This window comes from Yersinia sp. 22-579, assembly GCF_030433455.1.
Classification (GTDB): domain Bacteria; phylum Pseudomonadota; class Gammaproteobacteria; order Enterobacterales; family Enterobacteriaceae; genus Yersinia; species Yersinia enterocolitica.
On sequence record NZ_JAUJTZ010000004.1, the window covers coordinates 1 to 25,434 of the forward strand.

Sequence of the window (25,434 nt, forward strand, 5' to 3'; positions counted from 1 at the left end):
ATATGGTTCATTAGCGATTGAAGGCACCGGTAATGCTTTATCAGTTAAAGCAATTAACGATAGCAAATAACGCTAATCAAATTACTCTTTCAGTGATACAAAAAACAACTTCGCTCCTAACGTAATGGGAGCGACGAAGTGCATCATAATGATACCAAATACTGCTGTAACTAAATAAGATCTAAAAAAAGAGAAATCGCTTGTAATAAAAATAGTGACACCAATAAAAAAAAGCAAGAGATGCAAAGAAACCATAAATAAAAATATTCTTTTGAGGTTAATTATTGTGACCTCTAATGAAGAATTGTTTCCTGTTGCTTGTTTGTATATAAACTTTATGTCCCTTTTGGAAATAAATTTTTTTCCTATCAAAGTCTTCTCTATACTTTTATCGTCCATAATAACCTACTATCCGCATTAAACAATTTCATATGATATCTGATTTTTGTGTGATACTGCAATCATACAACTTAAAATTAGGATTTTTGCTTGCACAGTTTATACTTAGCACCAGTAATAGCTGTCGGGTTCACTGATATCAAAGTTGCTTGAGATAAAAGCCAGATTATAATTTTTATATACTAATAAAAGATGCCAGAAAGCAAAGTTGGCCTAACGTCATTTTTTCCCCACCGGTGGATTTCATATTTATTATCAACAATTGTTACCCCATTTGGCTGCTGCCCCGAAACTGTTCGTAACACGCATTGATGATGTCTCTGCTGATAACTCCGGTGACAAATAATTTCAATATGGAACTATCTGCGCATTTTTTTACCTTTAAATGCTGAGGAACTTTCTGCACACAGCCAAACCCTATGATTCACGTTTAGAAGTAAAGCTGATTTTTATTTATCAAATTGATTTTTAAAGTAATTTACAGAATTATTGACCTATCGACTTATCCCGTAACCACCACTATATTTCTCTGTAGAAACACGTGCATAACGGTATGCAGCCCTATTATTAGTTGTTATCATTATTACCGCTCTCACAAAGGATATAGTTTGTATAATACTTCAAACTATAAACGTATTTTCTATTCCCTCCTTTTTAAATTTCTGACGGTGAAGCATGGCCTTGGTATCGCAAGCTCGGAGCTTGGGTAAGTACTTTTTATTGCTTGATAACTTATTAGTTGTGTTGGGTTTCTTCGTTGTTTTCCCACTCATCTCTATCCGATTTGTCGATCAGTTAGGTTGGGCTGCGGTACTCGTGGGTCTGGCGCTGGGATTAAGGCAACTGGTGCAACAAGGGCTTGGCATCTTCGGCGGTGCTATCGCTGACCGTTTTGGCGCAAAACCCATGATAGTCACCGGTATGTTGATGCGTGCGGCAGGGTTTGCCTTAATGGCGATGGCCGACGAACCCTGGATACTGTGGCTAGCTTGTGCTCTGTCTGGTTTGGGAGGAACCCTCTTTGACCCGCCACGTACCGCCTTGGTTATCAAGTTAACTCGCCCCCATGAGCGTGGCCGTTTCTATTCCCTCTTGATGATGCAAGACAGTGCGGGAGCAGTCATCGGTGCATTGATCGGCAGTTGGCTGTTGCAATACGACTTTCATTTTGTCTGCTGGACCGGCGCGGTTATCTTTATATTGGCCGCAGGCTGGAACGTCTGGCTGCTGCCGGCTTATCGAATCTCCACCGTACGTGCGCCGATGAAAGAAGGCCTGATGCGCGTGCTACGTGATCGCCGTTTTGTCACCTATGTCCTAACCCTGACTGGATATTACATGTTGTCGGTGCAGGTCATGCTGATGCTGCCGATTGTAGTCAATGAAATTGCCGGCTCCCCTGCCGCGGTTAAATGGATGTATGCCATTGAAGCCGCACTCTCACTGACTTTGCTCTACCCGATTGCCCGCTGGAGTGAAAAGCGTTTTCGCCTTGAACAGCGTTTAATGTTCGGTTTGTTGATAATGACATTAAGCCTGTTCCCTGTAGGCCTGATTACCCATCTGCAAACATTGTTTATGTTTATTTGCTTCTTCTATATGGGTTCTATTATTGCCGAACCCGCCCGCGAGACACTGAGTGCTTCACTGGCAGATTCGCGCGCACGCGGTAGCTATATGGGCTTTAGCCGTCTTGGACTGGCCCTCGGTGGCGCGCTGGGTTACACCGGCGGGGGTTGGATGTACGATACCGGCCGAACGCTGGAAATGCCCGAGTTACCCTGGTTCCTGCTGGGCGTTATTGGTTTAATTACACTCGTTGGGCTGTACTGGCAGTTTAATCAACGCCGCATTGAGTCAGCCATGTTAAGCGGCAGCTAGCGTGTCACTCGCCGGAGCAGCCCGCTCCGGCGTTACCCATCCCGATTCAGGGTTATCTGATTGGCAACCAGCATACTCTGCTGCACTATTCTCCATCCCAACCATCATTGAACAAACAGGGTAAATAATACAAAACGATATGCTAACCAGTTACTATTAGGTCAATTCGGTTTGTTTAATGTCATTGTTACGAGGCTTTAATGAATAAATTAATGTGGGGCGCTGCGGCGCTGGTGGTTACTGCGACACTGGTTGGCTGTAACCAACTGACTCAGTACACTTTGAGCGAACAAGAAGTTAATGATTATCTGCAAAAACATAATAACTATGAAAAACAGATTGGTATCCCAGGGCTGGTTGATGCTCATATCACGTTAACACAATTGCAGAGCCAAATTGGTCGTGCTGAACCCGGCAAAGTCACATTAACCGGTAATGCCAAAGTCGATATTACGTCGATCCTTGGCCCTCAAACTGCCGACATGACATTAACCTTAAAAGCGCAACCAACATTTGATCGCGAAAAAGGTGCCATCTTCCTGAAAGATATGGAATTGACTGACTATACGGTGAAACCGGAGAAAATGGATTCAGTGATGAAAGCACTGACACCTTATTTAAATCAGTCACTGAAATCTTATTTTGATCAGCAACCTGCTTATGTGCTGGACGGTGAAAAGAGTAAAGCTGAGGCGATGGCGAAAAAATTGGCAAAAGGCTTAGAAGTGAAACCGGGCCAATTAGTCATCCCACTAACGGACTAATTGGCACCGCACATTTAATCATAATGATACGGGGTGCTTACTCCTCCGTATCACTGTTTTCTGAAAGTTCATCCCACATGGCCTGCAATGCTTCGCGGCTCAGCTGTGCCAAAGTGCGATAAAAACCACTGGTGGCATGAGCTTCAACTTTACCCAAAAAACGGCCACACCAAGGCAGTAGATAAGCATCAAACAGTTCGATTTGCGCCGCCACTTCATCTTCCGCAGCTTGATCTTCCAGCCACGAGGCCGCCAGTAATAAACCACCAAAATGGTCTGTTGGCGCTTCTCCTAGCGGCATACCGCGTTGTTGAAGAAAAGCTCTAACCTCGGCTTCTGGGCGAGCATCTTCATAATCGGAACCATAAGGCGAAACACTGCGTTCGTCGCCCACAAACAGAGCATTATAATCCGCGGCCAGAGCTTCAGGCAGATACTCCTGTTGCAGACGTACCAATAACTCACTTTGTTCTAGTGGCCAATGCTGTTCTAATTTACCCTGACTGATCAACGTAAAAAGTGGTTCTAACAGTGGGTCCTGTGGCTGACGATAAAAAAGCGACCCAAGAACGCGACACACCAGAGAAAAATCATTCATTTACATAATCCTGTTTCTTATTGGTTTCTAAATCAAAGAAATGTGACAACGTCACATAAAAATCACAACCCGGCCAACTCCGGTATCGGCGCTCGGCCACGCTGCTCAAGGAAATTCAGCAAACGTCGCGGGCTGACATTCAAAATTCGCTCTTGCGGGAAATTCACTTCAGCAATAATGCGCTCACAATGTTCAAAAATTCCCAATGAATAAGCAATATGGGAATCCGAACCCAAGGCCAGCCAGCCACCAGCATCCCTTACTGCTTCAGCAATCGCGCGACAATTCGCTTCGCTCCCTTTACGTGAATGTGTAAATGATGAGTTATTCAATTCCAGCGCCACATTATATTTTGCAGCAGCTTCAGCAATCGCTTTAATATCAACCGGATACTTAGGATTACCGGGGTGGCTGATGATATGCACATTCCCCTGCGCCATAGTGGCAATCATCGCCTGAGTGTTAGCGGCCTTATCTTGAGGCGGGAACACTGGCTCGTGGAAACCGGCAATTAGCAAGTCTATGGCATCCAGCATCGGGCCGGTACAATCAATGTCGCCGTCCAGATTTTTAATATTCGCTTCGATGCCACGCAAGATCCCCACGCCATCAACCAACCGCGGCCATACTCGCATGTTCATAAAGTGCCAATAATGCGGGGCATCAGCCATATCCGGGCCATGATCAGTAATGGCAAACAGTTTGATATTTTTTAGCTTAGCTTCGGCGATATAATCGTGCAGGGTACTATAAGCATGGGTGCTGGCAATGGTATGCATATGTAAATCAACAGGATACATGACTACTCCACAAGGTCTTTTTAAGGCGGGATAGCTTTTTTGCAGGCAAAGCATAGTGCGCTAATGATAGCAGGAATTCTTCTCATCAGCAGCGCTAAAACCTCGCCGGCAATCTCGTTAGTCCCCTCAAACCGTAGCAGCCCCTAAATCAGTACCCCCTCACAACATCAACCAACCCAACAGGTTCCCTTCCTGCTTCCATTGCCTGAATATTGGCAACCACCTGATCCATTGCTACCTCTGGCAAGGTAACCGCAGCAATATGTGGCGTAATGGTGACTCGGGGATGGCTCCAGAAAGGATGCATTGACGGCAGTGGTTCTTCAGCGAACACATCTAATGTCGCCGCCGCGACTTGCCCGGCATTCATTGCTGCCAGTAAATCCCGCTCCAATAAGTGCGCTCCCCGTGCAATATTGATGATATAGGCATTGGCATTCAGTTGTGAAAAGAGAGACTGATTAAGGATACCGGCTGTCTGTGGGGTATGGGGCAAGAGATTAATCAGCAATTGTGTCCCCTGAATGAAAGCGGGTAACTTTTCTTGACCAGCGAAACTGGTCACTCCATCAATGTGTTTTGGCGTACGGCTCCAACAACGGACAGTAAAGCCAAACTCGGCCAGCTTGTGGGCAACACTTTTCCCTAATACGCCCGCGCCGAGAATGCCTATGGTGAATTTATCGTGTTGATGCGGTTCGAGGGGTTGCCACAACTTCTGTTGTTGTTGCAGCTGATACTCATCCATACGACGGAAATAGCGTAATACGGTTGCCACGACATATTCTTGCATCTGCAAAGACATCCCGGTATCTTCCAGCCGCACCAATGGCACGCCCGCAGGTAATGTTCCGGGATGACGCCGCTCTTGATCCAATATAGCGTCCACCCCCGCCCCCAACGCAAACACCCCTTTTAGTTCAACACGACTGGCGAGCATCTCCTGAGGTGGCTGCCAAACCAGCGCATAATCTGCCGGTTGGGTGTCACCACGCCGCCATTGCCTGATATTCGCGGTGGGTAAGCGCGACTGTAGCCCTGATAACCACTGTTTTGCCTCAAAGAATGGGTGATAAAAAATAATATTCATTATTTGCCAGCTCCTTGCGAAAGTATTGAATAGACTTTCGCGATTAGCTCGCAGATGCAAGCGCTACTCGCAAGAAATGACGATGAAATCAGCAAATTGCTGTAACTTTAGCTAAACAACGACAAAGCGCACATAAGAGGGTTGACGCTGGGCACACTTTTGCCTACATTACGCCGGTCGGCCCCATTGAACGTGGCTGATGGTACAAGCAGTAACACGGTGAGGTGTCTGAGTGGCTGAAGGAGCACGCCTGGAAAGTGTGTATACGTGTAAGCGTATCGAGGGTTCGAACCCCTCCCTCACCGCCATATTAAAGTGAAAAGCCCATGAGATTAATGGGCTTTTTTTCATTTCAGACTGTTGATAATAATTTTCGTGGCATACCAGCAACTATACATAACCTTTGTCATTAATTGATTATGTAGCCCTGTGGCATCCCATGCTACAACGTGAGGCGTATTTCGATTTTGGAATATAATCCACAGGGGGTATAAATATATGAAACTTTCTTTTATTTCTTTGTTATTTCTCTTTTATCTACAAACTTCATTTGCTTCCCCTCTTATAGTCGCTCATCGGGCTGGTACTGCCGACTTCCCTGAAAATACCCGGCATGCTATTAGTAAATCCTTGTCAAATAACGTTGATATGGTCTGGATTACCGTTCAACTCAGTAAAGACGGTGTACCGGTGCTATATCGGCCCAAAGATTTAAGCGAGTTAACTGACGGTGATGGCCCAGTTTCTAAATATACGTTTGATGAATTACTATTATTAGATGCGGCTTATCACTTTAAGCAGGGTGACCCCTATATTTACCGTGGCTGGGGATACAAGATTTCTTCATTGTACTCGATACTTTTATCCTACCCTAAGGTAAAGTTTATTATTGATATTAAATCCCCTGATGCTGAGCCAGAAGTAATGGCTGACGCCATAATAAATTTAGAAAATAGCACCGAGTCAGCTGATCGACTCTTTTTCTATTCTACTGAACAAAAATATCTCGATGCACTCCCTCAACATTTTAATAAATTCGAATCACGTAATAAAACCCGCAAAATTCTGGCTAATGCCGTTATGGCTGATAAATGCATAATTGCCAAGAATAGGAGCAATTCATTCCCCAATAGCCAAAACAAATATTATGCTTTTGAATTAAGACGCGATGTAAAAGTCGTGGAGAAGTTTACCTTGGGTAAAGGGACGACCCGTACCCAATTGGTTTGGAATCAGTCAGCAATGGACTGTTTCAGAAGAAGCGAAGAGGCAAAAATCTTGCTGATTGGCATAAACTCAGCCGAGGATTATCAATTAGCTAAAGATCTTGGCGCAGATTACGTGATGGTTGATTCCCCAAGTCAGGCACAAAAGTGGCGTTAAACTCATCTTATTTGTTTGTGAATCAGTCTATCTGCGCGCGGAATAACCAGATGACAAACAACAAATAAATACTGCTTGACCATCTGCTTGCCGGTCACTATAGTACCGCCCCGTTGCAGTGCATAGCGCAGTAACGAAACGGTGAGGTGTCTGAGTGGCTGAAGGAGCACGCCTGGAAAGTGTGTATACGCGTAAGTGTATCGAGGGTTCGAACCCCTCTCTCACCGCCATATTCGAGCGAAAGGCTCTGACGAAAGTCAGGGCCTTTTTCTTTGGTACCAAATTCGGAGTCTATACCCAAAATAATTCGAGTTGCGGGAAGGCAGCAATTGAGTAAATCCCGATGAGCTTACTCAAGTAAGTGATTCGGGTAAGCGAGAGCAGCCAACGCACATGCAGCTTGAAGTATGACGGGTATATTCATTATAAAGAGCGTCGGCGTTTGTCTTTAACCATGCGGTCACCCAGCGGAGAAAAAGGCATTAATCGGCTATAAACCACCTGATTACGACCTTGATTTTTCGCCTGATACAGTGCTTCATCCGTCATTTTCAATGCCTTTAACATCGACATCCCCGGTAAATAAATAGAGGCCCCAATTGAAATTGTCGCCTTAACTTTTCGTCCATCAGGCAATTGCACATCTAAACTCTCTACACGCATCCGAATACGCTCTGCAACCGCTTTAATAGCTTGTGGATCATGGCTATGAGTAATAATAATAAATTCCTCACCACCGTAGCGACCCACAAAATCTTCATCCCTGACGGCTGTCATCAACAATTTCCCAACTTCGGTTAATAGGATGTCACCACCATCATGGCCATAAGTATCATTAACGGACTTAAAGTGGTCGAGATCCAAAATAAGTAAACCGCATGCCTGGCGATTGTGATGAATACTACTCAGGCGATAATCGACACTTGACCGGTTATTCAACTGGGTTAATTTGTCGATGTTTGCTCGATTTTTCATCGCGAAATACGCATAAATATGGCGCTCTTTAAAATTAAGAGCGTGATAACAAATAGCTAAACAAAGCGCAGAAATAAGTTGATATACCACAATCTGCGTCCAAAAGAGAGTATTAGGAACCAATAAAACAGCGGTAAGCATTCGATAGATGGCAATTAAGATAATAGTGGTATAAAAGATACGACTACTCTTTTTCTCCCATACTTTGGAAAACAAAAGAGGAATAATCACTATTGTTATTAATACGTTGTCTAATGTCACCCAACCGGTGAAAGTGAAATTTATCACCAATGCAGTTAAACCACTTAGCCAACCGCCATAAAACGTGACCAAAATAATCGGGATCAGCTCGAAACTGTAGAAATACGCCCCAGAAATAACCCACTGATCTTGATTGAGGTAAAGTGATACTAGCCCCGATATTAGTCCAAATACAATACGCTTCCAAACCTCTCCATTATAGGAGAAAGGGCTGTTCTTACTTAAGGCAAAATAACCAATAGAGAGAGTTGCATAAGTGACACAGGCATCTCGGTATAGCGTCGACAAAGAATCTAATTCACTCATGGCGTAGCATCAGTCCTTTGAATTCTCAGTGTTGATTTTTGGCCGCACACCTGCAGCCGATTTTTTTCTAAAATCAAGTCACGTTCTTGCCCTAAATTATTCATCGGAACCTTAGATATTATGCAGAGATTGATAGTTTCTAACCTAAATCTTAGCTGTGAGATAGGCTTTATTCCTGAATAATTTTATTATGCGGCCTCCGCCTATCCTGGAGTAACAGGATATCCCCTAATCATTTAAACCCCTTCAAACAAACTGCATTCTTCTATTGTTAATACTTTTTACTCAGTTTCTAACACTTGATGCTCAAAGCATGCCCTACTCGCGATAATAGGCAGTTTGAATTCCGCCTTACAGAAAATTGTCTTGCCGGTCATGAATCCGTTCATTTAAACCACTTTATAAAACCAGCTGTTATCTCTATTTCTACCAGAGATTGATATACATCTAGATCTCATGCTGTGAATTGGCGTATCGTGGTTATCTGCTACTCGAGACGGACCCTTATTGGCCCGCCATTTATTTTGTCTTTTCTTTATTTGGTTTGCACCTTAGATGAAAACGCACGGAATTAACGGCATTAGGCCGTTCAGCGCGATTATTGACGCTTGCTGGCGAGAAACCTATACACTTCAACGCTTTATAAAAGATATAATTGCCGGTATTACTGTCGGCATTATTGCTATCCCACTGGCTATGGCACTGGCAATTGCCAGTGGTGTTCCCCCACAGTACGGCTTATATACCTCGGCAATTGCCGGGATTGTTATTGCGGTTAGCGGTGGCTCCCGTTATAGCGTATCTGGCCCTACCGCGGCCTTTGTGGTTATCCTTTATCCGGTATCACAACAGTTTGGCCTAGCCGGGTTATTACTGGCGACATTGCTTTCTGGCGTGTTTTTATTGTGCATGGGGCTAGGCAGATTAGGCCGATTAATTGAATATATTCCGCTGTCAGTCACGCTTGGCTTTACCTCGGGAATTGGTATCACCATCGCCACCATGCAAGTGAAAGATTTCTTCGGTCTACACTTGCCGGAGGTGCCGGAAACTTATGTGGGCAAAGTAGCAGCACTTGCCCAGGCACTGCCAACCATCAACTTCAGTGATACGTTAATTGCAACTGTCACTCTGATGGTATTAATTCTCTGGCCACGATTAAAATTAAAGTTACCGGGTCACTTACCTGCACTCGTCGCCGGTACCGCTGTTATGGCGGTTTTATCGTTATTTGATCATCAAGTTGCTACTATCGGCTCACGTTTTGGCTATTTATTGGCTGATGGCACACAAGGCCACGGTATCCCCCCTATTTTGCCGCAATTTGTCTTACCCTGGCATCTCCCAGCCGCCAATGGACAAGAATTTGTTTTAAATTGGGCAACACTTTCGGCACTGCTGCCAGCAGCCTTTTCGATGGCGATGCTCGGGGCGATTGAGTCGTTATTATGCGCAGTGGTTCTTGATGGCATGACTGGGCAAAAACATCATTCAAACAGTGAGTTAGTCGGCCAGGGGCTCGGTAATATGGTAGCACCGTTCTTTGGTGGTATCACCGCCACTGCGGCTATTGCACGTTCGGCAGCTAACGTCCGTGCAGGCGCAACCTCACCGGTATCAGCAATTATTCACGCCCTGTTGGTGTTACTGGCTTTATTGGTTTTGGCACCGATGTTGTCATACCTGCCGCTGGCCGCCATGGCCTCGTTGCTGCTCATCGTGGCCTGGAATATGAGTGAGGCGCATAAAGTGGTCGATTTACTGCGCCGTGGCCCTAAAGATGACATTATCGTCATGCTGTTGTGTATGAGTCTGACAGTATTATTCGATATGGTGATTGCTATCACGGTAGGTATTGTATTGGCCTCACTGCTGTTTATGCGCCGTATTGCCCGCATGACCCGTCTAAGTGAAATTCCTACTGAAATGAATGAACATCGGCTAGTGTTGCGCGTTAATGGGCCACTGTTCTTCGCCGCCGCAGAGAGGATATTTAACGAATTACTCAGCCGTAGCGAAAATTACGATACCATCATTCTGCAATGGGACGCGGTACCAGTTCTGGATGCAGGAGGGCTGAATGCGTTTCTACGCTTCACAGAGGCCTTAGGCGAACATCAGCAACTCATTATCACCGATATTCCTTTCCAACCGCTGAAAACGCTGGCAAGAGCGCGGGTGCAACCTATTGAGGGTAAGTTGAGCTTCTACGGCTCACTCCCTGAGGCTTTAACGGCCTTAGCGACAAAATAACCTTTTCCGCGATCAAAAAAGGCAGTGTAGATGACCTACACTGCCTTTTGGTCTATTCACCGCAACAACGTCAAGGAAGCAGGTGATAGATTGGATTACTTGCTGGTATCAAGTTCCGGGAAGCTTTTCACCAAATCATCAATCGCTTTCATCTGCACCAAGAACGGCTCCAGCTTGTCTAATGGCAACGCCGATGGGCCATCACATTTAGCGCTGTTCGGCTCTGGGTGAGCTTCAATAAATAGCCCAGCCAAACCAACAGCCATGCCCGCACGAGCCAACTCAGCCACTTGAGCACGGCGGCCGCCTGATGCTGAGCCAAACGGGTCGCGGCACTGCAATGCATGAGTCACGTCGAAAATCACCGGATGACCGCCCGTCGCTTGTACCATCACATTGATACCTAACATATCAACAACCAGATTGTCATAACCGAAGTTACTACCACGATCGCAAAGAATAACCTGATCATTACCGGCTTCTTTGAATTTCTCAACGATATTACCCATTTGGCCTGGGCTAACAAACTGAGGCTTCTTCACGTTGATAACCGCGCCAGTCCGTGCCATCGCTTCAACTAAATCAGTTTGACGCGCCAGGAATGCGGGCAATTGGATAACATCCACCACCTCTGCAACAGGCTGGCACTGGCTTATTTCGTGAACATCGGTGATCACTTTTACGCCAAATTGCTGTTTCAGTTCCTGGAAAATTTTCATCCCTTCTTCCAGGCCAGGACCACGGTAAGAGTGAATTGAAGAACGGTTGGCTTTGTCGAACGAGGCTTTAAAGACGTAAGGAATACCCAGTTTCTGGGTGACAGTCACATAATGCTCGCAGATGCGCATCGCCAGATCGCGAGACTCAAGCACGTTCATGCCGCCAAACAGCACGAAAGGCAGGTCATTCGCTACCTTGATATCGCCAATGCTAACCACTTTCTGTTTCATACAAATACCTTTATAAAGGATAAATCGAAATTAATTACAGTGAGTTATTACTCAACAAGGTGATTACCATAAATATACCCAAAATAATTCGAGTTGCAGGAAGGCGGCCAACGCACATGCAGCTTGAAGTATGACGGGTATCAGTGCAACGTCACTCGTTGTTGCTCAATAGAGTGGATCTGCATTTTTATCATTTCAGCGATAGGGTCTTCCGGGCACTGTTCGACAAAATAGCTTAAATCAGAGATAGCAATATGGTTGCAATCCAGTTGAGCATAAATCAGGCCACGGTCGCGGATTTCATACGGGTCATCGGGATCAAAAGCCAACACCGCTTCACTGGCACGTAAGGCCAGTTCCATCTGCTTCTCTTCCATTAATGCGGCTTTTAAAGTGTCGAGCATTTTGCGCACAATCAAGGTGTTTTCCGCTTCTTCCAAATCTTCATCTTCCAATTCGGCACTCAAGCCCAGATTGCCCTTGATCCACACTTCGAGCATATGCTCGTTCAGTGTTTCACCGTTCAACGGGTTAATCAGCCACATTTCTTCGTCTAGCCAATCCGCGCGAAGAATCAATTGGGTTGGAAAAATAACAGGCATCAATGGCAAGTCCAGTTGATGCGCGATATGCAAGAAAATCACCCCTAGTGATACCGGAGTCCCCTGCCGCTTATCCAGTACTTTATCCAACCAGATAGCATCTGACAGGCGGTAAACACCACCCGCACCACCAAACTTCCACTTACGATAAAACAGATCGATAAGCACTTCTAATTGCTGATCCTGATTGAGACCGTCGGGCATTGCAGCCCTGGCATCATCAACGAGCTGTTGTAGTTGATTGCGTACATCAGCCAGTGGAAAATTCTGTCGAATCTCCTGGGTAACCAGTAACACCCCATCACACAGGGACGCGTTGTTAAATTCGAAATCAGCAATGCTACTCATAGATATCCCATCAGCAGTGGTAACTTAGTTGTTGCCAGTTTTATAATTAAATACAGGCAACCCAATGCGAGTATAAAGGCAAGCCAGCGACGATTCTGGCTGCGAGTTCGCTTACCTAATGCAACATAGCCAAGCAGGATATAGATAATAACGCCAAACAACTTTTCAGTCAGCCAGGTTCCTTGCGGACTGAAAGGATAAAATCCAGTCATAAAAATCAATACAATGCCGCTGACAAACAGCAGCGTATCATTGATATGCGGCGTTATTTTTACCCAGCGTCTATCCATCATAGCTGAACCGCGACATTTCCAGAAGAAACGTAACACAAACAGCGTAATACTGATAACCACTGTGAGTAAATGCAAATACTTCATGGCGATGTAGTCAACCCACATGTCTCTCAGTCCTTAATTTATGCTGAACGGGAATTTTCTTGTTTAAGTACCCATTGACCCAAAGTCACACGATCATTATTACCATAATCTTTATACGTCATTACAGCACTAAATCCGCTATTGTGGAGCAGCTTCTGTACCGCTGTGGCTTGTTGCCAACCATGCTCCAACATCAACCATCCCCCCACCTCTAAATAAGCCGGAGACTGGCGAATAATCTCAGTCAAATCAGCTATCCCCTCAGCCTCAGCCACCAGCGCACTATGTGGTTCATAGCGCACATCACCTTCATTAAGATGGGGGTCATTGGCATCGATATAAGGAGGGTTGCTCACAATCAGCGTAAATCGCCCGCTCACCGAGTCAAACCAGCTACTTTGCAGGAAATCCACATTATTTATCGCGAGTTTTTTGGCATTATGGCAGGCCAGAGCAACAGCATCAGCTTTAATATCAACCCCCATCACCGCGCAATCTGGGCGCTCGCTGGCTAATGCCAAAGCAATGGCACCAGTACCAGTTCCTAAATCCAGAATACGGCATGGAGTGGCAGGCAAATGCGCCAACGCTTGCTCAACTAAGCATTCGGTGTCCGGGCGAGGAATTAATGTGGCGGAGGAAACACTCAACGGCAGCGACCAAAACTCGCGCTCCCCCACCAGATAGGCAATCGGCTCACCTTGTTCACGCCGCACGGCCAATGGCTCTAACACCGCCAATTGCTCGGCGGTAAGTTGGGTTTCACCAAAGGCCAATAAATAGGTGCGGGCGCGCCCTGTAACGAAACTCAGGAGAATTTCGGCGTCGCGCTTTGGGCTGTCACTTTGGTTAAAACGGGCTGCCGCTTGCGACAGCCACTGCTGATAATCCATTAATCTTGCTCGGACAACGCAGAGAGCTGATCAGCTTGATATTCCTGCACAATCGGCTGGATAAGCATATCCAGTTTACCTTCCATCACCTCATCCAAACGGTAAAGTGTCAGGTTGATACGATGGTCTGTCACACGCCCTTGCGGGAAGTTATAGGTACGATTGCGGTCAGAACGGTCGCCAGAGCCTAATAAGTTACGGCGTTCAGAGGCCTCGGCTTGCTGCCGTTTTTGCATCTCTGCGGCACGAATACGTGCGCCCAACACTGACATCGCCTTGGCTTTGTTCTTATGTTGCGAGCGCTCATCCTGACATTCCACTACAATTCCGGTGGGAATATGGGTAATACGAATGGCTGAATCCGTGGTGTTAACGTGCTGACCACCCGCACCTGAAGAGCGGAAGGTATCGATGCGCAAGTCACCCGCATTGATTTCCGGCATTTCAGCTTCGGGAATAGCCGGCATCACCGCCACAGTACAAGCCGATGTATGGATTCGGCCTTGCGATTCGGTTTCTGGCACACGCTGAACACGGTGGCCACCCGACTCAAATTTTAACTGCCCAAAGACACCATCACCGGATACCTTGGCAATCACTTCTTTATAACCGCCATGTTCACCTTCACTGGCGCTCATGATTTCCACTTTCCAGCGACGGGCTTCAGCGTAGCGGCTATACATACGGAACATGTCACCGGCAAAAATAGCCGCTTCGTCACCACCGGTTCCGGCGCGGATTTCCAGGAAGCAATCACGCTCATCATCAGGGTCTTTTGGTAGCAACAGAACTTGCAGTTGTTGTTCCAGCTCTTCACTACGAGCTTTAGCTTCTTTCAGTTCGTCCTGCGCCATTTCGCGCATTTCGGGATCGTCGAGCATCATTTCTGCTGCTTCGATATCATCTTGTACACTGCGCCATTCTTTGAAACAGCGAGTAACATCCGTAAGTTGCGCATATTCACGTGATAACGCGCGGAAACGGTCTTGGTCGGCAATAACATTGGCATCGCCAAGGTGCGCTAATACTTCTTCGTGGCGCTCTTGTAACGCTTCCAATTTGGCAACAATAGAAGACTTCATCCGTGGTTTTAAACCCTGTAATTAGAGGAAACTAATGCTGATCCAGCCCAAGGCTGTCGCGTAATAATTGCAACCGCTCCATATCGCCATCACTGGCTGCTTGCTGGAGGGATTTGGTGGGAGCATGGATCAGGCGGTTGGTTAGCTTATGGGCCAGTTCATTTACCACCTGTTCAACATTGGCACCCTGCTCAATGGCGGCTAACGCTTTTGCCGTCATCTCACTACGAACTTGTTCAGCCTGAGAGCGATAATCACGAATGGTTTCGACCGCCCCCTGAGCGCGTAACCAGGTCATAAAATTCATGCTTTCTTGCTGTACTATCGACTCGGCCTGAACTGCGGCAGCCTGACGTTGCGCCATATTGTGCTGAATAATCGCCTGTAAATCATCAACGCTGTATAAATAGGCATTCGACAGTTTACCGACTTCCGGCTCAATATCACGCGGCACCGCGATATCAACAAACAACATAGGTTGATTGCGGCGACTTTTCAGCGCGCGCTCCACCATCCCTTTACCAATAATGGGCAGCGGGCTGGCGGTCGAACTGATAATAATATCGGCATCGGCTAAACGCGCATCAATCTCTGGCAATGTAATCACCTCTGCTCCGACCTCTGTCGCCAGCGCTTGAGCGCGCTCGCGGGTCCGGTTAGCAATAATCATATGCTTGACTTGATGCTCTCTCAGATGCCGAGCCACCAGCTCAATGGTTTCCCCCGCGCCAACCAACAATACATTCAGCTCTGACAGTGACTCAAAGATTTGCCGTGCCAATGTACAGGCGGCAAAGGCCACCGAAACTGCGCTGGCACCAATTTCAGTTTCTGTGCGAACCCGTTTGGCGACCGAAAATGTTTTTTGGAATAAACGCTCCAATTCGCCAGAGAGCGATTGCTCGCGTTGCGACTCTGCAAAGGCTTTTTTCACCTGTCCCAGAATTTGCGGCTCGCCCAACACCAGGGAGTCCAGCCCGCTGGCAACGCGCATCAGATGGCTGACAGCGTCATTGCCATGATGCCAATAGAGGCTTTTTTTCACTTCATCCGGGCTGAGTTTATGGTAGTTACACAGCCAGGCAATCAGTTGTTCGTGCAGGTTTTCTTGCTGTTCTACGCTGAGGTATAACTCAGTTCGGTTACACGTAGACAACACGACACCGCCCTGCACCAACGGCTGTTGGAGCAAGCTAGCAAGTGCCTGATCGATCGATTCAGGTGAAAATGTCACCCGTTCACGTAACGATACAGGAGCGGTTTTGTGGTTAATGCCTAATGCAAGCAGAGTCATGAGAACGGCTTCGAGTAATACTGATGTTAGTATGGATTCTCGTCTGAACCGCATTCTACTTGATGCGCGGGATCAATAAAAGTCGCAGTGCATCATCCTAAGTATTATCCCAAATTATGTTCAATAATTGATTATATGATGTACAACATAGAACAAGATATTGACGCTCAGCCCTCAGATCGCTAGCGTGAGCAACAATGATGCCCATTATTCAAACACATCAATCGAATTTGCTTTATCATATTGTTGCTTTATAAAACGTGCGCCAGTGAAAAACCCTGCGACCGATAGGATTTATACCCATATGCCTCAGCGCAAAATCAGTTTTTATCGCCTACTTCCATTAGCTACTTTGCTATTAACCGCCTGTAGCACCACACCACCATCCGGCCCTGCGACCAGCCCAACATCGCCACAATGGCGTCAGCATGAGCAACAGTTGCAGCAGTTGAGCCAGTTTCAAACCCGCGGTGCCTTTGCTTATCTCTCAGAAAAACAAAAAGTTTATGCACGTTTCTTCTGGCAACAAACTGCCCCTGAGCGCTATCGCCTGTTGCTGACCAATCCGTTGGGGAGCACCGAATTAGAATTGGTCGTACAACCCGGTGTGACCCAATTGACTGACAATCAAGGCAAACGCTATGTCAGTAATGATCCACAAGAAATGATTCAAAAATTAACCGGGATGTCGATTCCGTTGGAAAGTTTGCGCCAATGGATTCTGGGCTTGCCAGGTGATACCACTGATTTTACTCTCGACGACAAATATCGCCTGAAACAGCTGACTTACCAACAAGATGGCGTAACCTGGGTGGTTGATTATCAAGAATACAATACTCAGGTCACACCGGCATTGCCTAGCCGCATGGAGCTCAGTCAGGGTGGTCAGCGTATCAAGCTGAAGATGGATAACTGGACGGTCAAATAGTATGGCGAATACCAATCAATACGTCTGGCCGTCACCCGCTAAATTGAATTTGTTTCTCTATATCACCGGGCAACGCGCTGATGGCTATCACCTATTACAGACGCTGTTCCAGTTTCTCGATTATGGCGACGAACTGACGATTGTACCCCGCGATGACGATCAGATTCGGCTATTAACCCCCATTATCGGGGTGGAAAACGAACAAAATCTGATAATCCGCGCGGCACGATTGCTGCAACAACATCCCAGCTCAGCAAAAGTACCTCGGGGGGCGGATATTAGCATCGATAAACGCTTGCCAATGGGTGGCGGTTTGGGGGGCGGTTCGTCCAATGCGGCAACGGTGCTAGTCGCACTCAATACCCTGTGGCACTGTGGTCTATCTGATGAAGAATTAGCCGCTCTTGGACTCACATTGGGGGCCGATGTACCGGTATTTGTTCGCGGTCATGCAGCCTTTGCCGAGGGAATTGGTGAAAAGTTGCACCCCGCAGAGCCTATAGAGAAGTGGTATTTGGTGGTTCACCCCGGAGTAAACATCCCAACACCGATTATTTTTTCCGATCCTGAATTAAAAAGAAATACGCCAATTCGCCCACTGGCGGCGCTTTTAAGCGCTCCGTACGCAAATGATTGCGAACCAATCGCAAGAAAACGTTTTCGCGAGGTTGAACAGGCTCTTTCATGGCTGTTAGAATATGCCCCGTCACGCCTGACCGGAACCGGAGCTTGTGTCTTTGCAGAATTTGACACGGAGTCATCGGCACGGCAGGTGTTAAGTATTGCCCCGGAGTGGTTGCACGGTTTTGTTGCCCGTGGAGTGAACCTTTCGCCACTGCATCGCGTACGCTCTGGGAAAATGGAAAACAGTGAGCACAGATAAGAATGCACTACAAAGGTCTAGATCATGGCACCACTGACCTGAGTTTGTGAAAATACCTGTCTCATTTGATTGAAAGCCGGTTCATAATACTGTTTTGGCTTTAAATACCCGTATGTATATTGCAATCAGTATGAATAGTCGCCCGTGATTACTGATCTGACAATATCTTCTCTGGACGCATGCCTGAGGTTCTTCTCGTGCCTGATATGAAGCTTTTTGCTGGTAACGCCACCCCGGAACTAGCACAACGTATTGCCAACCGTTTGTACACCAGTCTTGGTGACGCCGCTGTAGGTCGTTTTAGCGACGGCGAAGTGAGCGTGCAAATCAACGAAAATGTACGCGGTGGTGATATTTTCATCATCCAGTCCACCTGCGCACCCACGAACGATAACCTGATGGAACTGGTTGTCATGGTTGATGCCCTGCGTCGCGCCTCCGCAGGACGTATTACTGCTGTTATTCCTTACTTCGGTTACGCCCGCCAGGATCGCCGTGTGCGCTCCGCTCGTGTGCCTATCACTGCCAAAGTTGTTGCCGATTTTCTCTCAAGTGTTGGGGTTGACCGCGTATTGACAGTGGATCTTCATGCTGAACAGATCCAAGGCTTCTTTGATGTTCCGGTTGATAACGTATTTGGTAGCCCAATCCTGCTGGAAGACATGTTGCAGCAGAATCTGGAAAACCCAATCGTCGTTTCTCCAGACATTGGCGGCGTTGTTCGCGCCAGAGCCATCGCAAAACTGCTGAACGATACTGATATGGCGATTATCGACAAACGCCGTCCACGCGCTAACGTTTCTCAGGTGATGCATATCATCGGTGACGTAGCTGGCCGTGATTGCGTGTTGGTTGACGATATGATCGATACCGGTGGCACTTTGTGTAAAGCGGCTGAAGCCTTGAAAGAACGTGGTGCTAAGCGTGTGTTTGCCTACGCGACTCACCCGATCTTCTCTGGTAATGCGGTTGAAAACATCAAGCACTCCGTGATTGACGAAGTGATTGTTTGTGACACTATTCCGTTGTCAGCTGAAATCAAAGCATTGAAAAATGTACGTACTCTGACACTGTCCGGCATGTTGGCTGAAGCCATCCGCCGTATCAGTAATGAAGAGTCAATCTCTGCGATGTTTGAGCATTAATCAACATTGAGTTGTGGATATCCCTGCGGTGCTAACTGGCCGCAGTTAACTGTGATGAGCCACTTTTGGGCATCATTGTCTGGGTGTTCATAACTTAAAGAAAAACCCGTTGAAGCGGCTGCTACAACGGGTTTTCTACTTTTGGTCTATAGGTTCTTGATCTGCGGATTCTTGGGCCGTCATTAACTCCTCCTGAACATCAGCTCGATTTAAAGCTGCGGTAACAGGTTATATTTTGTCATACACTTCGGGCAACACTCAGATGTTATGAGTGGCGCTGGTTGCGATTGCAGCGTTTATCAAAGTGCTTAACCCACCAATAACGGTCTGCAACTTCTTCACGCCCACCAATACGAGCGCCGACCAGCCATAACAGTGCACCAACAAAAATACTCATCACTGCGCCGTGGGCAAAGAATTGCGGTAAACCAAATTGTGTAACTTCGGCCAAAATTGAGTAACCTACCCCAACGACCATTGTCACCAAACCCAGTCCCATCAGCACATTACCGAGTCTTGCTGCGCTTTTACGTTTCATATGCCACCTCCACTTGGGTTGCCAATAAATAATCACTACGTTCAGCATCCGAAACTGCTTGCTTAATGCGATTATTCATGTCCACTTAATAACTAAGTATAGTCAGGCTGGCAGTAAAGGTATTGCGCTTGCGATCACAACTGGCGAATATATTCCGACAAATCTTTACATTTTCCAGCCATTTGGCACTAAAGTTGAATTGTTACACAAATGAACTATTCACCGTTCTAATTATTAACCCCCAGCAAACTCACACCAGCAGTTTTGTCATTACGCGCCATGACAGGTAAACTGTCACACTTTAATTCCTTTAGTAATAGCGAATGACGACGTGAGTAGCATTAAATTAATCGTTGGGCTGGCAAATCCGGGCGCAGAATATGCTCAAACCCGCCATAATGCGGGAGCCTGGTATGTGGACTTATTGGCACAGCGCCATAACCAACAACTGAAAGAAGAGAGCAAATTCTTCGGTTATACCGCACGGTTAAATCTGGCAGGCCAAGATGTGCGCTTGCTGGTACCGTCTACCTTTATGAATTTAAGTGGCAAGGCTGTTGCGGCAATGGCAGGGTTTTACCGCATCTTGCCAGAAGAAATTTTAGTCGCACACGATGAGCTGGATATCCCACCGGGTGTGGCGAAATTGAAGCTAGGGGGCGGCAACGGTGGCCACAATGGTCTGAAAGATATTCAGAGCAAACTCGGTAATAACCCAAATTTCTATCGTTTACGCATTGGTATCGGCCATCCTGGCGATAAAAGTAAAGTTACTGGTTTCGTTCTGGGCAAACCACCGGCCAGTGAACAAACCCTAATTGACGACGCCATTGATGAATCTATTCGCTGTACTGAAGTGCTGCTGAAAGAAGATATTACCAAGGCTATGAATCGCCTGCATTCTTTCAAAGCGGGCACGCAGTAGAGGTTTACCTAATTCCCCGGAAACCGCCTTGCACCGGGGAATTAACCTTTCACTTTATTGATTTTTGTTGCACAACGCATTGATGCCCTGCTGACCTTCACCGGTCAGGACAACACCGCCAATAATGACTCTAACCCGCCCTAGAAAATGATTACTTTTGGCGTCATATTCATCCGCAATATCTTGCAGTTCATCAGTGCAAAAAAGCGTATCCCAATCGGCAGCTTTTTTCTTATTATCTGATAAATCGTGGCTACGCTCGAACTTGTCATTGATGGCAGTGAATTTCAGTTGAACACCGTCAAAATCCTCATAAAGTGTTTTTTTCTGGTAACCCACATATCTTACGCTTTTGTCTGATCGGTTTTCTATTTGCAGACCATATTGATCAACCAACTCTGCAAAGCTTGGCCCAGCAGGCTCAGAATCTGCCGTCAGAAACCACATTCCCAAGATCCCCACCACTCCCCCAAACAAAATCACTATCAGCCATTTATAGATATTCATTTCCATGGGAATAATCCAAATTCAGTATGCTGACCCTAATGTTTAGTTATCGGACATTAAGCAAAAAACTTCAGGTAACGGAAGCGTGATCCAGAGCACAGAGTTAGAAAAATCAATTACCTATCGGATATTACGATAAAAGCAATTCACACAATGAAACAGCATGATCGAGATAAATCGTCAGAATGTGTATAATGGCGGCATAAATTTTGATTACATCGGCCCGTTAACCCTAACGAGTTGATTTTTAAGTTATTTAAGGTGATATAAAACATGGGATTCAAATGCGGTATTGTGGGCCTGCCTAACGTTGGTAAATCCACCCTGTTCAACGCGTTGACACAAGCGGGTATTGAAGCCGCTAACTTCCCGTTCTGTACCATTGAACCCAATACGGGTGTGGTGCCAATGCCGGATCCGCGTCTGGACCAACTGGCCGAGATTGTAAAACCTCAGCGCATTTTGCCAACCACGATGGAGTTCGTGGATATCGCAGGCCTGGTAAAAGGGGCCTCGAAAGGTGAAGGGCTGGGTAACCAATTCCTGACCAATATTCGTGAAACCGAAGCGATTGGCCATGTAGTGCGTTGCTTTGAAAATGACAATATCATCCATGTTGCTGGTAAAGTTGATCCCGCTGATGATATTGACACTATCAATACTGAACTGGCTCTTTCCGATCTGGAAACTTGCGAACGTGCTATTCATCGCGTGCAGAAGAAAGCTAAAGGCGGCGATAAAGATGCTAAAGCTGAACTGGAAGCACTGGAAAAATGCCTGCCGCATTTAGAGAATGCTGGCATGCTGCGTGCATTGAACCTGACTGCAGAAGATAAAGCGGCCATCCGTTACTTGAGCTTCCTGACGCTGAAACCAACCATGTATATTGCTAACGTCAATGAAGATGGTTTTGAGAATAACCCATATCTGGATCAAGTGCGTGCCATTGCTGCCGCTGAAGGTTCAGTCGTGGTTGCAGTGTGTGCCGCGGTTGAATCTGACATCGCTGAGATGGAAGATGCAGACCGTGCTGAATTTATGGCCGAGTTGGGTATTGAAGAGCCAGGTTTGAACCGTGTGATCCGTGCCGGTTATGAATTGTTGAATCTGCAAACTTACTTCACCGCCGGTGTTAAAGAAGTCCGTGCCTGGACCATCCCTGTAGGTGCAACAGCGCCACAAGCTGCCGGTAAAATTCACACCGACTTTGAAAAAGGCTTTATCCGCGCCCAAACTATCGCTTTTGACGACTTTATTACCTACAAAGGTGAGCAAGGTGCAAAAGAAGCAGGGAAGATGCGCTCAGAAGGTAAAGATTACATCGTAAAAGATGGCGATGTGATGAACTTCTTGTTCAACGTCTAAATAAAATTTGTTGTCTCATGGGGTTTCGCTGAATCTCATAAGAATCGAAAACGCCATAAAATCCACGCAGTTGCGTGGATTTTTGTTGGCAGAGCACACATTGTTCCGTTCTATGCCAGTAGCAGACGTGGCTAACTCTGCACTGCATTAATTATTGGGGAGCAGGTCAATCAGGCTGGTTGGCAAAATTAAGAATGGTGGCTTAGTGCTGCACTTCGGACTTGAATCTGCTAATAGTCCAGCGTCGCCTTATTTAGAACGGCTTTCTATAGGTTTTTTTATAAATAAGCGCGGCGTAATGCCACGCCTCAGACCGCTGACAAATCCTAAGGATTCGATCTTGCAAGGTGAAACCGGTAGAAGAGTAAAGCGTCCGCGCCAAGGACCGTGAGGCTCGAGCCCCTGAGAAGGGTTTACGGCGTCTTTATGATCTACCTGTTTTCACCGTTGCGGGCACTTTGTCATTAATCTCAAGCGCGGCTTAACGCCACGCTTTGATTTAAGTACAGAATGCGTTTTCACTCGGTTACTGCGGAATAGGTGTTACCAACGGCTCGCCAGAAAAATAGGCATTAACATTTTCCAGCACCAGACGCGACATCTCTTTGCGCGTTGCCCAAGTAGCACTGGCCATATGCGGTGTGGCGACCACATTTGCCCGATGTAACAATGCTTGCGGGACTTGCGGTTCGTCGGTGAAAACGTCCAGACCGGCCCCCCCGAGTGTCCCCTCTTCGATGGCTTCAATCAGTGCCCGTTCATCAACTACCGAACCACGGGAAATATTGATCAGAATGCCTTCTGCGCCGAGGGCATTCAACACATCGCGGTTAACGAGACCGCGGGTTTCTGCGCCACCGTTAGTACAGACCACCAGAAAATCACTCGCCTCCGCCAGCGATAGCAATGTTGCATGGAAGGTGTAATCCATGTCGGCAAGTGCGGCTCGATCCGTATAGGCGATCGACATATCAAATGCGGCAGCGCGTTTGGCGATAGTACGCCCAATACGGCCCATGCCAATAATGCCTAACCGCGCCCCTGAGACTTTACGGGTCCACGGGTAACCGCCCTTCTGCCATGCACCCTCTTCGATAAAGCGTTGTGCTCCGGGGATCTGACGTGACGTTGCCAGTATCAACCCCATGGCCAGGTCAGCAACGTCATCCGTTAAAACGCCGGGGGTATGGGTCACGGCGATATCACGCTCTCTTGCTGCGGCAACATCAATACCGTCATAGCCCACACCAAAGTCGCTGATGAGTTCAAGGTTAGGTAGCCGTTCTATAAATTCTCGACTGACCACGGCTTCGCCGTTGGTGAGTACTACACGAAACTCGGCGGCCAACCGGTCAAACTCCCCAGCGGCCATGTCGTTGTATTCATATACGTCGTATAGCGCGTTCAGTTGTGCATTCAACTGATCTGGTAGCGATGCCTGTTTTAATACTTTATGTTTAACCGCGATATTCTTCATAACGAGACCTTAATGTTGCGAAAGCGATGAGGCTGACGATTTTGTCGCCATTATTTTGGATGGGCGACCGACATAGATACCGACGATACCGCCGATAACCAGTGCCGTAGCAATGATCAATAAGCCATAATGGAAACTGCCGGTGACATCCTTTATTCTGCCCAGCAATGGCGGCAATCCCAGACCGGCAAAGTTGGCAATAGCATTAATGAAGGCGATAGAAGCCGCCGCAGCGACACCCGCTAATTTTTCGGTCGTTACCGCCCAGAATATTGGGGTCAACGCGAAATTAAAACCAACGGTCAATACCAGCATAATATAGGCAATAAAGAGGTTACTGGTGTATATCGACGCGGCCAACAGTAAGCCGGAAATAATCAACGGCACCCCCAGATGCAGCGAGCGCTCTTTGGTCAGATCCGAGTGACGTCCATTTACGTACATAAAGAGAGCTGCAAAGGCAAAAGGAATAGCCGACAAAACGCTAATAACGAAATTGCTCTGTTCGGTAGCGACACTTTTAATAATTAACGGCAGGAAGAGTGTAATACCAATTGAGCAAAATGCTTGCAAGAACCACACCAGACTCAATAGCAATACCACTTTATTCTTGAGTGCACTGGTCCATGAATGATGTTTCCCAACGACTGCGGCACCATTATCTTGTTGTAACGTGGCGTTTAGCCATTTTTTCTCGTCTGCACTCAGCCAGGTGGCATGGTTTGGCGTATCCGGCAGACGTAACAGTACCAGGCAGCCGAGAATGATGGCTGGGATACCTTCCATCGCAAACAGCCAACGCCAGCCCGCGATATCAGCAATACCGTGCATATTGAGAATACTTCCGGAAATCGGTAATCCAATCACTGACGCCAGCACCGATCCCATATAGAAGAATGACATAGCACGGGCACGGTTACTCTTGGGAAACCAGCAGGAGATATAGTAGATAATCCCCGGCGTAAACCCGGCTTCGGCCATGCCCAACAAAAAGCGCATCACGTACAGTTGTGTCGGCGTTTGGACCAATGACATCCCAGCGCTAACAATCCCCCAAGTAATCATGATGCGCGCAATCCAGATGCGAGCACCAACCCGAGTCATAATGACGTTACTCGGTATTTCAAAAATGATGTAGGAGATATAAAACATACCTACACCCAGGCCATACATACTGGCAGACAAGCCCAAATCGGCATTCATTTGCAGTGCCGCAACGGATATATTGGTTTTATCCAGATTGGCAACAAAGTAGCAAATAATAATAAACGGTATTATTTTTGCGTTTAATTTCTTTAGTGTTGTAGAGCACAGATCGATGTTCATTAATATCACCTTAATGAGTGTACCCCTGGTGTCAGGGCATAAGATGGCCATTCCACGTAATGTGGATTCAAAACAAATATTTAT

23 protein-coding genes and 2 tRNA genes are annotated in these 25,434 nt (G+C 46.8%); 11 read left to right on the forward strand and 14 right to left on the reverse strand.

Going from position 1 to position 25,434, the window contains the following annotated elements:
* The first annotated feature begins 1,074 nt into the window (after positions 1-1,074).
* Positions 1,075-2,280, forward strand: a complete 1,206-nt coding sequence (gene mdtH, locus QSV56_RS05755; protein WP_005161289.1) for a multidrug efflux MFS transporter MdtH — start codon at positions 1,075-1,077, stop codon at positions 2,278-2,280.
* Positions 2,281-2,480: 200 nt separating this feature from the next.
* Positions 2,481-3,044, forward strand: a complete 564-nt coding sequence (locus tag QSV56_RS05760) for a lipoprotein (RefSeq protein ID WP_046050809.1) — start codon at positions 2,481-2,483, stop codon at positions 3,042-3,044.
* A 37-nt stretch (positions 3,045-3,081) separates the two neighbouring features.
* Here the strand turns inward: QSV56_RS05760 and QSV56_RS05765 are convergent, their stop codons facing one another.
* The 3 genes from QSV56_RS05765 to ghrA form a co-directional block, all read right to left on the reverse strand.
* Complete coding sequence (locus QSV56_RS05765) at positions 3,082-3,642, reverse strand: molecular chaperone (protein WP_019083220.1); 561 nt, start codon at positions 3,640-3,642, stop codon at positions 3,082-3,084.
* Between the two features lie 62 nt (positions 3,643-3,704).
* Positions 3,705-4,442 (reverse strand): phosphatase, encoded by a 738-nt coding sequence (locus QSV56_RS05770; protein ID WP_019083221.1) that lies wholly within the window; start codon positions 4,440-4,442, stop codon positions 3,705-3,707.
* Positions 4,443-4,590: 148 nt separating this feature from the next.
* Positions 4,591-5,532 (reverse strand): glyoxylate/hydroxypyruvate reductase GhrA, encoded by a 942-nt coding sequence (ghrA, locus tag QSV56_RS05775; RefSeq protein ID WP_046050808.1) that lies wholly within the window; start codon positions 5,530-5,532, stop codon positions 4,591-4,593.
* Positions 5,533-5,750: 218 nt separating this feature from the next.
* On the opposite strand from ghrA, the gene QSV56_RS05780 reads away from it, so the two are divergent.
* From QSV56_RS05780 to QSV56_RS05790, 3 genes are all read left to right on the forward strand, one after another.
* Positions 5,751-5,840 (forward strand) — tRNA-Ser (locus QSV56_RS05780).
* A 190-nt stretch (positions 5,841-6,030) separates the two neighbouring features.
* Positions 6,031-6,915 carry a glycerophosphodiester phosphodiesterase family protein gene (locus QSV56_RS05785; protein ID WP_050298246.1) on the forward strand — a complete coding sequence of 295 codons (885 nt, stop codon included), beginning with the start codon at positions 6,031-6,033 and terminating at the stop codon, positions 6,913-6,915.
* Positions 6,916-7,055: 140 nt separating this feature from the next.
* Positions 7,056-7,145, forward strand: a tRNA-Ser gene (locus QSV56_RS05790).
* A 193-nt stretch (positions 7,146-7,338) separates the two neighbouring features.
* Here QSV56_RS05790 and QSV56_RS05795 read toward each other — a convergent pair.
* Entirely contained in the window at positions 7,339-8,457 is a 1,119-nt protein-coding gene (locus QSV56_RS05795) for a GGDEF domain-containing protein (RefSeq protein ID WP_050298247.1), read from the reverse strand.
* A gap of 555 nt (positions 8,458-9,012) precedes the next feature.
* Here QSV56_RS05795 and dauA point away from each other — a divergent pair.
* Positions 9,013-10,710, forward strand: a complete 1,698-nt coding sequence (dauA, locus tag QSV56_RS05800; RefSeq protein ID WP_019083224.1) for a C4-dicarboxylic acid transporter DauA — start codon at positions 9,013-9,015, stop codon at positions 10,708-10,710.
* A 95-nt stretch (positions 10,711-10,805) separates the two neighbouring features.
* On the opposite strand, the gene kdsA is transcribed toward dauA, so the two are convergent.
* From kdsA to hemA, 6 genes are all read right to left on the reverse strand, one after another.
* Positions 10,806-11,660 (reverse strand): 3-deoxy-8-phosphooctulonate synthase, encoded by an 855-nt coding sequence (kdsA, locus tag QSV56_RS05805; RefSeq protein WP_019079652.1) that lies wholly within the window; start codon positions 11,658-11,660, stop codon positions 10,806-10,808.
* A 140-nt stretch (positions 11,661-11,800) separates the two neighbouring features.
* Positions 11,801-12,610 (reverse strand): invasion regulator SirB1, encoded by an 810-nt coding sequence (gene sirB1, locus QSV56_RS05810; RefSeq protein WP_011816540.1) that lies wholly within the window; start codon positions 12,608-12,610, stop codon positions 11,801-11,803.
* Entirely contained in the window at positions 12,607-13,008 is a 402-nt protein-coding gene (locus QSV56_RS05815; RefSeq protein WP_046050806.1) for a SirB2 family protein, read from the reverse strand. The genes sirB1 and QSV56_RS05815 overlap by 4 nt, the downstream gene beginning before the upstream one ends.
* A gap of 17 nt (positions 13,009-13,025) precedes the next feature.
* Positions 13,026-13,880 (reverse strand): peptide chain release factor N(5)-glutamine methyltransferase, encoded by an 855-nt coding sequence (prmC, locus tag QSV56_RS05820; protein ID WP_046050805.1) that lies wholly within the window; start codon positions 13,878-13,880, stop codon positions 13,026-13,028.
* The gene (gene prfA / locus QSV56_RS05825) at positions 13,880-14,962 is read right to left on the reverse strand and encodes a peptide chain release factor 1 (RefSeq protein WP_005161322.1); all 1,083 of its coding nucleotides are present in this window, start codon (positions 14,960-14,962) and stop codon (positions 13,880-13,882) included. The genes prmC and prfA overlap by 1 nt, the downstream gene beginning before the upstream one ends.
* 31 nt (positions 14,963-14,993) lie before the next feature.
* On the reverse strand, positions 14,994-16,256 hold the full coding sequence (hemA, locus tag QSV56_RS05830) for a glutamyl-tRNA reductase (protein ID WP_005169107.1): 1,263 nt from the start codon (positions 16,254-16,256) through the stop codon (positions 14,994-14,996).
* A 304-nt stretch (positions 16,257-16,560) separates the two neighbouring features.
* Between hemA and lolB the strand changes: the two genes are divergently transcribed.
* The 3 genes from lolB (at position 16,561) to prs (ending at position 19,212) form a co-directional block, all read left to right on the forward strand.
* Positions 16,561-17,184, forward strand: coding sequence for a lipoprotein insertase outer membrane protein LolB (gene lolB / locus QSV56_RS05835; RefSeq protein ID WP_046050804.1), 624 nt, complete (start codon positions 16,561-16,563; stop codon positions 17,182-17,184).
* Position 17,185: 1 nt separating this feature from the next.
* Positions 17,186-18,067 carry a 4-(cytidine 5'-diphospho)-2-C-methyl-D-erythritol kinase gene (gene ispE, locus QSV56_RS05840; protein ID WP_019079656.1) on the forward strand — a complete coding sequence of 294 codons (882 nt, stop codon included), beginning with the start codon at positions 17,186-17,188 and terminating at the stop codon, positions 18,065-18,067.
* 197 nt (positions 18,068-18,264) lie between these two features.
* Positions 18,265-19,212 carry a ribose-phosphate diphosphokinase gene (prs, locus tag QSV56_RS05845; RefSeq protein WP_004390739.1) on the forward strand — a complete coding sequence of 316 codons (948 nt, stop codon included), beginning with the start codon at positions 18,265-18,267 and terminating at the stop codon, positions 19,210-19,212.
* A 265-nt stretch (positions 19,213-19,477) separates the two neighbouring features.
* Here prs and ychH read toward each other — a convergent pair whose 3' ends face one another.
* On the reverse strand, positions 19,478-19,750 hold the full coding sequence (gene ychH / locus QSV56_RS05850; protein WP_005161340.1) for a stress-induced protein YchH: 273 nt from the start codon (positions 19,748-19,750) through the stop codon (positions 19,478-19,480).
* Positions 19,751-20,081: 331 nt separating this feature from the next.
* Here ychH and pth point away from each other — a divergent pair, with 331 nt between their 5' ends.
* On the forward strand, positions 20,082-20,675 hold the full coding sequence (gene pth / locus QSV56_RS05855) for an aminoacyl-tRNA hydrolase (protein WP_019079658.1): 594 nt from the start codon (positions 20,082-20,084) through the stop codon (positions 20,673-20,675).
* Positions 20,676-20,729: 54 nt separating this feature from the next.
* Here pth and QSV56_RS05860 read toward each other — a convergent pair whose 3' ends face one another.
* Positions 20,730-21,188, reverse strand: a complete 459-nt coding sequence (locus QSV56_RS05860; protein WP_019079659.1) for a hypothetical protein — start codon at positions 21,186-21,188, stop codon at positions 20,730-20,732.
* Positions 21,189-21,455: 267 nt separating this feature from the next.
* Between QSV56_RS05860 and ychF the strand changes: the two genes are divergently transcribed.
* The gene (gene ychF / locus QSV56_RS05865; protein WP_019079660.1) at positions 21,456-22,547 is read left to right on the forward strand and encodes a redox-regulated ATPase YchF; all 1,092 of its coding nucleotides are present in this window, start codon (positions 21,456-21,458) and stop codon (positions 22,545-22,547) included.
* A gap of 526 nt (positions 22,548-23,073) precedes the next feature.
* Here ychF and QSV56_RS05870 read toward each other — a convergent pair.
* Together QSV56_RS05870 and QSV56_RS05875 are read right to left on the reverse strand one after the other, a co-directional pair.
* A complete protein-coding gene (locus QSV56_RS05870; RefSeq protein ID WP_046050801.1) occupies positions 23,074-24,024 on the reverse strand; it encodes a 2-hydroxyacid dehydrogenase in 951 nt (316 codons plus the stop codon).
* A gap of 9 nt (positions 24,025-24,033) precedes the next feature.
* A complete protein-coding gene (locus QSV56_RS05875; RefSeq protein ID WP_019079662.1) occupies positions 24,034-25,350 on the reverse strand; it encodes an MFS transporter in 1,317 nt (438 codons plus the stop codon).
* Positions 25,351-25,434 lie beyond the last annotated feature (84 nt).